The organism is Yersinia canariae (genome assembly GCF_009831415.1).
GTDB lineage: Bacteria > Pseudomonadota > Gammaproteobacteria > Enterobacterales > Enterobacteriaceae > Yersinia > Yersinia canariae.
Map to the genome: position 1 here is coordinate 4,047,834 of NZ_CP043727.1, position 12,034 is coordinate 4,059,867.

Genomic DNA, 12,034 nt, shown 5'->3' on the forward strand with positions numbered 1-12,034 from the left:
ATGAGCCAGACACTAACGCAGATAGCCCAAGAACTAATTGATGCCAATAAAAAAGTACAACTAATCTATGCTTTTAATGGTACAGGAAAAACACGTCTATCACGTGAATTCAAAGAGCTTATTGCCCCTAAAAACATTGATGATCCGAACAGTGCCGAGGCCGAACCATCACGAAACAAAATTCTTTATTACAATGCTTTTACTGAAGATTTGTTTTATTGGGATAATGATTTAGATTCTGACGCCGATCCCAAACTAAAAATCCAACCAAATACATTTACTGGTTGGCTTATTACACTACTACAAGAGTTGGGAGAGGATGGTAATATCACTACTAACTTCCAGCGCTATACGAGTAGCAAAGCGACGCCAACGTTTAATCAGGAATACGAGCGTAAAACCAAAGATCAGAATAGCAATGAGATCGATGTCACAATCCCTGCATTTTCTGAAGTAACATTCCATGTTGCAAAAAATGATCCCTCAGCACCTGAAACTCCTGATGAAATTACGGAAGATAACATAACCGTCGTTCAGGGACAGTACGAAAAGATAAAAATATCTAAAGGAGAAGAGAGTAACTTTATTTGGAGTGTTATATATACTTTATTAGAGCAGGTAATAGTAACGCTTAATGAACCTGATATTACAAATCGCATAACCGATAAGTTTAATGAATTAGAATATGTGTTTATTGATGACCCAGTGAGTTCGCTAGATGATACCCATCTGATAGAACTTGCCGTTGATTTAGCTAAATTAATAAAGATTAGCACATACACTGAAGGTAATGGTTTAAAGTTCATCATTACAACCCATAGCCCATTATTTTACAATGTATTGTATAACGAGTTGAACAACGATCTTAAAAAATTCAATCCAGATGGAAGTTCAACATGGATCTATAAACGAGGGCAGTCTGAAAAATATAGATTATATAAGCAGGGTGATGGTACTTATGAGCTTAATAAATCCAACGATCATCCTTTCTCTTATCATTTATTTTTACTGTCAGAGATTTGCAAGGCAATAAACGCAGGGCAAATTAAAAAATATCACTTTAGTTTTTTAAGAAACATTTTAGAAAAATCTGCCACATTCTTAGGCCATTTACGTTGGGAGGATCTTCTTGACAAAACAGCTGAAGGTAATCCCAATCCATTCGCGAGCAGAATAATGAACCTTTCTAGCCATTCTGCTCATGCCGGAGAAGAAATTGCTGATATTGAAGAGTCAGACAAGGAAAGAATGAAAAAATTAGTAACGTATCTGATTAATACATATGGGTTCAAAACCCAGGATGCATTAAATGACTGATTACAAAACTATGGCAGAATCTAATAGCTTTATCATTCTTGATAAACACACCAAAGTTCAGGATACCGGTGACAGCTACCAGAAAGAGGCTGACCTAGAGCGTGAAATGATTCAGGACCTTCGCAATCAGGGCTATGAATTTCTTTTCGTTAAATCGCAGACAGCAATGCTAGCCAATGTGCGAGAACAGCTTCAGAGCCTCAATAGGGTGGTGTTTAACGAAAGCGAGTGGCGACGTTTCACCGAGCAGTATCTGGACAGCCCGAGTGACAGCAGCCTCGACAAGACCCGTAAAATCCACACCGACTATATCTGCGACTTCACATTTGATGATGGGCGTCTGGAAAATATCTACCTGATTGATAAAAAGAACCTCATGCGCAACCGGGTGCAGATCATTCAGCAATTTGAACAGACAGGCTCACACGCTAACCGTTATGACGTCACGATTCTGGTCAATGGCCTGCCACTAGTACAAATCGAACTGAAAAAACGCGGCGTAGCAATACGTGAAGCCTTTAACCAGATACACCGTTACAGCAAGGAGAGCTTTAACGGTGACAACTCCCTGTTTAAATACCTGCAACTGTTTGTTATTTCCAACGGAACCGATACCCGCTACTTTGCCAACACTACAAAACGGAATAAGAACAGTTTCGACTTCACCATGAACTGGGCGAAGTCCGATAACACCCTGATTAAAGACCTGAAGGACTTTACTACCACTTTTTTCCAGAAGCATACCCTGCTCAATGTGTTGTTTGACTACAGCGTGTTTGACAGCAGCCAGACTCTGCTGGTGATGCGCCCGTATCAGATTGCCGCCACCGAGCGGATTTTATGGAAAATTAACAGCTCCTATAAAGCCAAGAACTGGTCAACCCCGGAAAGCGGCGGTTTTATCTGGCACACCACAGGTTCAGGTAAAACCCTGACCAGCTTTAAGGCCGCACGTCTGGCGACCGAACTGGACTTCATTGATAAAGTTTTCTTTGTGGTCGACCGTAAAGACCTCGATTTCCAGACCATGAAGGAGTATCAGCGCTTCTCCCCGGACAGTGTCAATGGTTCTGACAATACTGCAGGCCTTAAAAGGAATCTGGATAAAGACGATAACAAAATTATCGTCACCACCATTCAGAAGCTGAATAACCTGATGAAAGCGGAAGCTGACTTACCGGTCTATCAGCAGCAAGTCGTCTTCATTTTCGATGAGTGCCACCGCAGCCAGTTCGGTGAGGCCCAGAAGAATCTGAAGAAGAAATTCAAACGCTTCTATCAGTTTGGCTTCACCGGTACCCCCATTTTCCCACAAAACGCATTAGGCGCAGAAACCACCGCCAGCGTGTTTGGCCGCGAACTGCATTCTTACGTAATTACGGATGCAATTCGTGATGAGAAGGTGCTGAAGTTCAAGGTGGATTATAACGATGTCCGCCCGCAGTTTAAGGCGCTTGAAAATGAAACCGACGACAAGAAACTCACGGCAGCTGAAAACAATCAGGCGTTTTTACATCCGCGCCGTATTGAGGAAATTACCCGCTATATTCTTGCCAATTACCGTCAGAAAACCCATCGTACTTTTCCGGGGGCAAAAGGATTCAACGCCATGCTGGCGGTTAGCAGCGTGGATGCAGCCAAAGCCTATTATGAAACCTTTAAGCAATTACAACATGGGCCCGATAATCACACTGACGCCCGTAAGCCACTGAGGGTGGCGACCATCTTTTCATTCGCAGCGAATGAAGAACAGAATGCGGTCGGTGATATTACCGATGAAAGTTTCGATGTCAGTGCCATGAACAGCAGCGCCAAAGAATTTCTTGATGCGGCCATTGACGACTATAACCGTCATTTCAAAACCAATTTCAGTACCGACAGCAATGGCTTCCAGAATTATTATCGTGATTTAGCACAGCGCGTGAAGAATCAGGATATTGACCTGTTAATTGTCGTGGGCATGTTCTTAACCGGCTTCGATGCCCCAACTCTGAATACCCTGTTTGTGGATAAGAATCTGCGCTATCACGGCCTGATGCAGGCATTCTCACGCACCAACCGCATTTATGATGCCACCAAAACATTCGGCAATATCGTGACCTTCCGTAATCTGGAACATGCGACGATTGACGCTATTACGCTGTTTGGTGATAAGAATACCAAAAATGTGGTGCTGGAAAAGAGCTACAAAGAGTACATGGAAGGCTTTAACGATATCGTCACCGGTGAAGCGAAGCGTGGCTTTATGGCGGTGGTCTCAGAACTTGAGCACCGATTCCCAGACCCGGCGAATATTGACAGCGAGAAAGAGAGAAAATCCTTCGTGAAGCTGTTTGGTGAGTATCTGAGAGCCGAGAACATTCTGCAAAACTATGACGAATTTGCCACGCTAAAAGTGCTCCAGAAGGTCGATACCAGCAACCCGGAGGCACTAGAAGCCTTCAAGGCCGAGCATTATCTCGATGATGAGAAGCTCGCTGAATTACAGACCATTCGCCTTCCTGCCGAACGCAAGCTTCAGGACTACCGTTCAGCCTACAATGACATACGCGACTGGCAACGACGCGAAAAGGCAGCGAATGATAAGGATAACTCAACCACCGATTGGGATGATGTGGTGTTTGAGGTGGATTTGTTGAAGTCTCAGGAGATTAACCTGGATTATATCCTTGGTCTGATATTCGAGCATAACAAACAGAACAAGAGCAAAGACGGGCTGACCGAAGAAGTCAGACGTCTTATCCGCTCAAGCCTGGGCAACCGAGCCAAAGAAGGGCTGGTCATTGATTTTATTCAGCAGACGAACCTGGATGAACTGCCGGATAAGGCTGGAATTATTGATGCGTTCTTCGCTTTTGCTCAGCGCGAACAGCAGCGTGAGGCAGACGCATTGATAAAAGAAGAAAACCTGAATGAAGAGGCTGCCAAACGCTATATCCGTACGTCCCTGAAACGAGAGTATGCCACCGAAAATGGTACTGAGCTAAACGAGACGTTACCAAAACTCAGCCCGTTAAACCCGCAATATAAAACGAAAAAGCAGTCAGTGTTCCAGAAAATCGTCGCATTCATTGAGAAATTTAAAGGGGTGGGTGGGCAGATTTAAGCGTGGAGGTTTGAAGGATATTGGCACTGATAACCTGTCTGTGAGCGCAGCACTTCGGACATGGATCCACCTATCACAATAAGGAAATGAGTTAATGACCTTCTGCGATAAACTAAAAATACATCTGGAAAACAGCCAGCAAAACCAACCCCAACTGATAGTTATGATTGTTGAGCAGGCATTGTAGTCATGGGAACTGTATCCTATCAGGTAAAAAAAATCGGGATGCTGCTAGAGCAGCGCCTCGCTATTCCGTCATACCAGCGCCCCTACAAATGGCAACAAAAACACGTCAATCAACTAATTGATGATGTGTTAACCCACCAAAATAAACAGAGCTACCGCCTTGGGACTGTGGTGTTGCACCGGGATAAGTTAAAACCTGCTTATGAAGGTGAGCTCGATATCGTTGATGGTCAGCAGCGCCTTCTGACCTTAACCTTGCTTTGCTCAGTGCTCGATCAGAGTGGTGAGTTTTCAACGCCTCTGTTGGAACAATCTTTTGCTTCAAGGACTAGCATCAATAACCTTGAGCACAATGCCAAAGTCATTGAGAACCGCCTTGTGGGACTAAATGATAACGAGCGCAAATCACTACTTCACTTCGTGTGTAACAAGTGTGAACTGATCGAAGTGACGCTCGATGATTTGAGCGAAGCCTTTCAGTTTTTCGACTCGCAAAACGCCAGGGGTAAGGCCCTCGCGCCCCATGACTTACTAAAGGCATACCATTTGCGCGAAATGATGGATGCTACAGAGCAAGCGGAACGACTACACCACGTTAGCCTGTGGGAGCAAGGAGTCAGTCCGGATGATGAATCCGCTAACCTTCACCTCATTATGGGCGAGTATTTGTTCCGCCTGCGCCGATGGCTGGATGGCGATTATGGCGTGCAGTTCAGCCGCCACAATCTTGAGGTGTTCAAAGGCGTCAACCTCTCCACTTCTGATTACCACTATCTGCAGTCTCTGCTCGCCCTGGATTTTGCGGTTGAGCACTACAATAATGACCCTATCAGGAAGTGGGACAAGCAGAATAAACCTTTTCCGTTCCAGGTTAATCAGTTAATAATTAACGGAAAGCGCTTTTTTGAGTATATCCAGCACTACAAATCCCTGCATCACACCCTATTTGAAGGTGACAACGCGCTGCTTGGCAATTTCTTAAAAAAACATACCAGTTACGCTGGCAGTTCACGCAAAGGGGATATGTATATTAAAAATCTCTTTATGTGTGCAGTGATGGCCTATTACGATAAGTTTGGCGACAAAGAATTAATTAAAGCCGCAACAATCTGTTTTTGTTGGAGTTACTACTTGCGCTTGCAATATCAAAAAATCGGTATGGACAGTGTTGATGGTTATGCGCGTGAGCCCCGAGGACTATTGAGATTGCTCGATAAAGCGATCCACCCACAACAAGTCCTACGCTTTCAGCCAAAGCGTTGTATAAACATTCGTTTTCAAAATGCCAAACCCGTAGAATATTCAATCGCTCAGATGCTGGGAGATGTAGATGCCGACGAGTAATGATTTAGCCTTGCTGACCATCGAACAGTTATTTAGCGCTAATAGCCATTATGTTATCCCTATTTATCAGCGTAACTACGCCTGGGGCGCGCCGGAGATTGAACAGCTTATTCGGGACATTGCAGATGCTGCTGAAGCCCTTAAAAATGCAGAGCAACAGGAAGACCCGAAATACTATCTGGGCAGCTTGGTGGTATATGTCAGAGATGGTGCTGATAGCGCACATCAAGGCGTAATAGTCTATGAAACGATTGATGGACAGCAAAGGTACACAACGCTGTCGATTTTGCTCGCATACTTAAAAAAAGTTGCTTGTTGCAGCGAACAAGATTTATCCCCGCTTCACCTTAATCTCGACTTTGACAGCCGTCCTAAATCAGCCCGAACGCTAAATAACCTGTTTCAACAGGCTCAGAGCAATGATCCTGAAGAACCCTCAATCCGAGCGGCGTTTACTATTATTGAACGCTACTTTGAGAAAGAGAATATCGACACCAACAACTTTTGCCGATATCTACTCCAGCGCGTCACTATTTTGCGGGTTCCGGTGCCAACAGAGACTGATCTCAACCACTACTTTGAGATCATGAATAACCGTGGTGAACAGCTAGAAAAACACGAAGTGTTGAAAGCGAATTTGATGTCAGTTTACAACGGTGATACTGCCGCAAGAAACGGCTTTTCTGCCATATGGGATGCCTGCGCTGATATGAACCGATATGTGCAATTGGGCTTTAGCCCAGAGACTCGCAAAGCATTATTTGGTGAACAGTGGCTAGGATTCCCTGCCGATTTTGATGCGATCAAATGTGCTATAGAAACTAATCCTGATACACACGAAAAGCCGACGCTACGGGAAATTATCGAAAGGCGACGCTTTCATCACACTGATGACAACGATGAAAAAGCAAAAGAGCAGCGTTTTGATTCGATTATCGATTTCTCCAACTTCCTACTGCATGTGCTAAAAGTGACAGTGGATAATGACGTGTCTTTGGACGATAAAAAGCTACTTCAGGCATTTGAAATCATAAAAAATGACCGAAAAAAAATCACCCAGTTTGCTTTTAACTTACTAAAGTTTAGGGGCTTGTTTGACCGCTATATCATTAAGCGAGATCAAGCTGAGAAGTGGAGTCTGCTGACGCTTGAATACTATGCCAGAGACAGGAATTCGAGCTTTAGCTATAACAACTCTTTCGATCAAGATGAACTGTCTGGTGTAAATAAACAACTAGCGATGATCTTGTCGATGTTCCATGTCTCCCACCCTGCCTATGTTTACAAGCGATGGCTCAATCGCTCGCTGGCCATTTTGAATACCCTGACTTCGGACCAACTTAATGTTGACGGAGCTGCTTACCTCAGGGAACTTGAACAACTCAGCCACGAGTTCCTGTCAGAGATTTGTGGTGAAACGGAACAATTCAATGTCGAAGCTCTGCATCGTGGTACCGGTGTGCAGAACTTTGTGTTCAATTTACTCGATTATCGTTTGTGGCGTAATCTTAATGCTGGCCAATCATTTGATGGTAAAGGGCTTAATAATCCCGAGATTAAGAAGCATTTTGACGGCTTCCAGTTTTCACCGAGCCGAACATCGGTTGAGCACTACTTTCCTCAAACAGATCCCTCTGGCGCAAACAAAATGGGGGATGATGTCCATCGTTTCGGTAACCTCTGCCTGATCTCGCCAAGCAGCAATTCGAGACTCAGTAATTATTCACCGGCAGACAAGAAAAAATTCTACGCCGAAACAGAGCGAGCAGAGAGCCTAAAGCAAGCCATCATGATGAGCTATGAGGAGTGGGGGCCGGAGGGGCAAGGCATTAACAACATTGAAAGCCATGAACACGCGATGTTGACATTGCTCAAAGGGTATTAAGATAAGCCCCTACCAACCTGGAAATAGTGCGCGCAACTGTGTTTTATAATATCAACTGTGATTACAATCGCTGGCGGTGCCATAGTGCCTTTGGCGGTCTCAGTTCTGAACGATTTGAAAACTAAAACCTTGATGAGGGCTGTTCATACCTTACGTGAGTTGGAAAAGTATGTTGTATAAACAGATTAGACGTCAGGATTCCAAAAATATTGGAATCCTGAAAGTTTGATAACTGCGACCGAGAATGGCTGTGAAGTATTTAGAACACTGGTGATGATGCAGTGATCCTATTGGACTGTGTCATAACATCGTCTTAATTTTCGCAAAATTGTCACGGATGTCTAAATGGAGTCGAATGATTCAGGCGGAGTAGCCGCCAAGCACGGTTTCTTTTTTCAGGACTGCGTAGCCGCTTACCATGTCACCCGAATGCTTCGTGACAAGTCTATCCGTAGTGTTCGCTGCGAGGTCACAGACGATATCGATATTGTATCTGATGGATACATCGACTTCGTTCAGGTAAAAAGCACCGGCAAAACACGTTGGAACATTTCGGACATCGTTCAGAATTCAAAAGGTGCTGATAAAAAGCCGATCCCCTGCAGTTCAATTTTGCACAAATCAATGCAATGTGAGTCTGACCTGTTCCTTGGACGTAGGTACTCCATCGTCACAGAGGAAAAGGTCAACAAAACCTTGGAGTACTTGACGATCAGCCCAACCGCCCGACTAGATAAGCCAGGCCGACAGGAACTCATCGATGATCTCAACAAACGTACAAACAATTATTTAACAGACTCAGGTATAAGCGTTTCAAATTGGATCGATGCGGCTACATGGGAAGTGTTTTCATCTCTGCGAGAACTGGAACTTCTAGGGATCAAAAACATACGGCTGGCCTCCCACGATCTACATGGGGTCATTCTCAGTTCCGAAACCGTCGCAGAAGACATTTGGTGCCGCATCCTTGATACCGTGACGCGCAAGGGGGAACATTCTCGACGCATTCACAGTGTGAATGACAAGTCCTGCTTACGACCAGACCTACTTGAGTGGTTCAAGCAGCGTGTCGAAGATGACCAGTCTCGGTCAGGCCGCAAAATCTACGTCAAACGGGACTTACCCCACATCCTTACGCCATTTAGAGCGCCTATGGCTTCGGTCTGTGCTAAGCGTAAAGGCTTGGTTCTACATCAGCAGTACTCGCTTAAGAAATATCGCTACAAGCACATCGCGGATAACGTCTGCCAATGGTTGGATGAGGTCTTTCTCCGACCAAAAGAATTGTCTGATATTCATAAACTGACACTCATTGAAAAGCGAGAACGATTAAAGAATTCAGTCTTCAAATCGCTCCATGATGTCAGCGAATTTTTGGGGCGAGTTCTGTTGCATGCAACGATCCGGCAGCACCACGAAAGCCAGCCTATCCCTTGCATGTTATACGTGGAAAAAGCAGGGGCCGAAAAAATTCTTGAAAATGTGCACATCGTTCGCCGCGATCCAGAAGGTGATCAGCTCTGGATTGGCTTCAGTGAGTTGGTGACTAATATTGACATTGCCGTCAGATTGCCGGAGATACGGGATCAGTTATACGAGGACATATCGGATTGCATCGATACAGCACGCAGAAAGATCCTCGACATTAAAGATGATAACTACCTGCTTCGCCACGACATTGACGAAATTCTTGATGGCAGCAGACCTTTCGATGCTCACCTTGATCGTTTCACGTTTGTTCTGTTCGTGGGCTACGACTCCAGGCTGCTAACTGAGCCTGAAACGCCGGGATTCGAGGGTGGCTTGGAGAAGGAAACGACGGCGCTATTCGAAAAATTCGCGGCTGACCTGATCGAGGATTCGCCGTTTGCGAATCTTTGCATCCACGTATTCATTTATCCAGCCCCGAGTCTTGAACGGTTAACCCAATTAGTTGATGAGAAGGTGAGAGAGGTCGTATGACAGAGGTCTATGAACAGGCGAAACATAGCCTGCAGGGTGAGGACTTCTCATCTTTCAATTATCTGTTTGCGGTTAACAAGCTGTTGTCTAATCCTGTTTCGTATGACTTAGGACGGGACTTGATCGTGCGAGCTCTCGATTCGCGCGAGCGGTTTTCCGAGCACACCACGATATTGAAAAATATGGTGAGAAAATCAGGTTTGTTCCCGTATCTCAAAAAGGAGTTCACCAGCCTTACACCGGATGACCTGAGGGTGCTTGAGCTATACCGGACGCCATTCTCGGATGGTTTTGTTTTCCACTCAATGCAGTTCCACATATTTGATCTGCTTAAGTCCGGTCAAAACGTGGTTCTGAGCGCACCTACAAGCATGGGCAAAAGCGCAATCGTCGATTCGTTGCTCGGCATGGGAACGTTGAAGCGGCTCGTTCTGGTTGTTCCGACTGTGGCTCTTGCCGACGAAACCCGTCGCCGACTACAAGAGCGATTCGGTGACCGATATCAGATCATCCACCACAGTTCCCAAGTGTGCCATTCCGATCAGGCTGTCTACGTGTTAACGCAGGAGCGAGTGAACGAGCGTGACGACATCGTCGATATTGACCTCTTCGTCATTGACGAGTTTTATAAGTTGGCGTTCCGGCAACTGAAAAGTGGGGACATTGATCATCAAGACGAACGCGTCATCGAGCTCAACATTGCTTTGAGCAAACTGCTCAAGGTCTCCAGGCAGTTTTACCTGACTGGACCGTTCGTTAACAGCATTCGCGGTCTCGAAAGACTTGGATATCCGCATACTTTCGTTTCTACCGACTTCAATACAGTCGCGCTAGATGTTAAGACGTTCGGCATCAAAGCGAACGACGACAAAGCCAAGCTCAACGCGCTAGGAGAAATCGCGCACGCATGCGTCGACGCAACGATCATTTATTGCAAGTCACCAACTGTTGCGGGCCAAGTGGCGCGCGAGCTGATCAGGCTGGGGCATAGCACTCCGACTGAGAGTCCTCATGTCGACTGGGTCAGCGAAGAGTTCGATGCCGACTGGGATTACACAGTCGCACTTAGAAACGGTATTGGCTTGCATTTTGGCGCGCTACCGAGGGCATTGCAGCAATACACCGCCGACCAATTCAATGCTGGAAAACTGCGCTTTTTACTTTGCACCTCCACGATCATTGAAGGAGTCAATACTATCGCTAAGAACGTCGTGATCTACGACAACCGCGATGGAACTCGCAGCATTGACAAATTCACCCATGGCAACATCAAAGGGCGTGCCGGGCGCATGGGCGTTCACTTCGTCGGCAAAATCTTTTGCCTGGAGGACATCCCGGAAGACAACCTCAATCAAGAGGTGGATATTCCGCTCGGTATTCAGGACATTGATACCCCAATCAACCTCTTGGCCAGCGTTCAACCAGATCACTTGTCCGAGTTTTCACAGGATCGCTTTGATGAAATTTTCATAAACGACCATGTTTCCATCGACCTTGTGAAGAAGCATTCGTACTTCCGTGTCGAGCAGTTCGAAATGCTGCAAAGCATGTTCGAGATGATGGACGACAGCGAATTTTCCTCGTTGGTATTTCACTGGACCCCCGCGACAAACTTCCTCAAGACCTTTGCAAAGATCATTGCCAGACTGGTTCCCCATACGTTCAGTCGCAATGGGGTCCCTGTTAAGCCTACGGATGTGATGATCGCCAAACTTGCCGGCTATTTAAGCGCTGAAAGTTATTCGGAATATCTGAAGAATCAAATCGTTTACGCACGACAACGGGTCTATGAAGGGGAAAAGCGCACTCTTTCCGACGCACTTAACAATGATCTGAAACTAATAACCAATACTTTCGGTTACACGTTACCTAAAGTGCTCAGCTTGATGGAGGATGTTGTAAAATATCACGCGTTGAAGAGAGGTATTCGCAGCAAAGTCGATTACACGCATGTCAAAATGACGTTCGAGAATTTTCATCTTCCGCCAGGTGTCAATGCCTTGGAGGAGATTGGCATTCCCATTCAGACGTTACACCGGCTGGTAGATTTGCTGGAATTTTCCGACCAAACTGATGTGGATGGGTTGTGCCAGTATCTTCGGGATACTCAGGACGTTTGGAGTCGAACAATTGGGTTCGTGGATCAGACGTTCATAAGGCGCGCGCTCGGTATTGAACAACATTGATTTAGGTGCGTTTGTGTTCCTTGGTCGGTAGAAACCGTTAGTTGCTTA

The 12,034-nt window shown here is 45.6% G+C and carries 6 protein-coding genes; all 6 read left to right on the top strand.

Annotated features, from left to right (window positions below; genetic code table 11):
* The gene (locus tag F0T03_RS18580; RefSeq protein ID WP_159680017.1) at window positions 1–1,317 is read left to right on the top strand and encodes an AAA family ATPase; all 1,317 of its coding nucleotides are present in this window, start codon (window positions 1–3) and stop codon (window positions 1,315–1,317) included.
* A complete protein-coding gene (locus F0T03_RS18585; protein WP_159680019.1) occupies window positions 1,310–4,423 on the top strand; it encodes an HsdR family type I site-specific deoxyribonuclease in 3,114 nt (1,037 codons plus the stop codon). The genes F0T03_RS18580 and F0T03_RS18585 overlap by 8 nt, the downstream gene beginning before the upstream one ends.
* A 189-nt stretch (window positions 4,424–4,612) precedes the next feature.
* Complete coding sequence (locus F0T03_RS18590; protein ID WP_159680021.1) at window positions 4,613–5,953, top strand: DUF262 domain-containing protein; 1,341 nt, start codon at window positions 4,613–4,615, stop codon at window positions 5,951–5,953.
* Window positions 5,940–7,838 carry a GmrSD restriction endonuclease domain-containing protein gene (locus F0T03_RS18595; RefSeq protein ID WP_050915247.1) on the top strand — a complete coding sequence of 633 codons (1,899 nt, stop codon included), beginning with the start codon at window positions 5,940–5,942 and terminating at the stop codon, window positions 7,836–7,838. The genes F0T03_RS18590 and F0T03_RS18595 overlap by 14 nt, the downstream gene beginning before the upstream one ends.
* A 345-nt stretch (window positions 7,839–8,183) precedes the next feature.
* Entirely contained in the window at window positions 8,184–9,800 is a 1,617-nt protein-coding gene (abpA, locus tag F0T03_RS18600; protein WP_050150686.1) for an anti-bacteriophage protein AbpA, read from the top strand.
* Window positions 9,797–11,986 carry a DEAD/DEAH box helicase gene (locus tag F0T03_RS18605; RefSeq protein WP_050915248.1) on the top strand — a complete coding sequence of 730 codons (2,190 nt, stop codon included), beginning with the start codon at window positions 9,797–9,799 and terminating at the stop codon, window positions 11,984–11,986. The genes abpA and F0T03_RS18605 overlap by 4 nt, the downstream gene beginning before the upstream one ends.
* Window positions 11,987–12,034: the final 48 nt, after the last annotated feature.

Excerpts from the sequence above, each read along its gene's own strand:
- F0T03_RS18580 (WP_159680017.1), top strand. The coding sequence starts at position 1 with ATGAGCCAGACACTAACGCAGATAGCCCAAGAACTAATTGATGCCAAT.
- F0T03_RS18585 (WP_159680019.1), top strand. The coding sequence starts at position 1,310 with ATGACTGATTACAAAACTATGGCAGAATCTAATAGCTTTATCATTCTT.
- F0T03_RS18590 (WP_159680021.1), top strand. The coding sequence starts at position 4,613 with ATGGGAACTGTATCCTATCAGGTAAAAAAAATCGGGATGCTGCTAGAG.
- F0T03_RS18595 (WP_050915247.1), top strand. The coding sequence starts at position 5,940 with ATGCCGACGAGTAATGATTTAGCCTTGCTGACCATCGAACAGTTATTT.
- abpA (WP_050150686.1), top strand. The coding sequence starts at position 8,184 with ATGGAGTCGAATGATTCAGGCGGAGTAGCCGCCAAGCACGGTTTCTTT.
- F0T03_RS18605 (WP_050915248.1), top strand. The coding sequence starts at position 9,797 with ATGACAGAGGTCTATGAACAGGCGAAACATAGCCTGCAGGGTGAGGAC.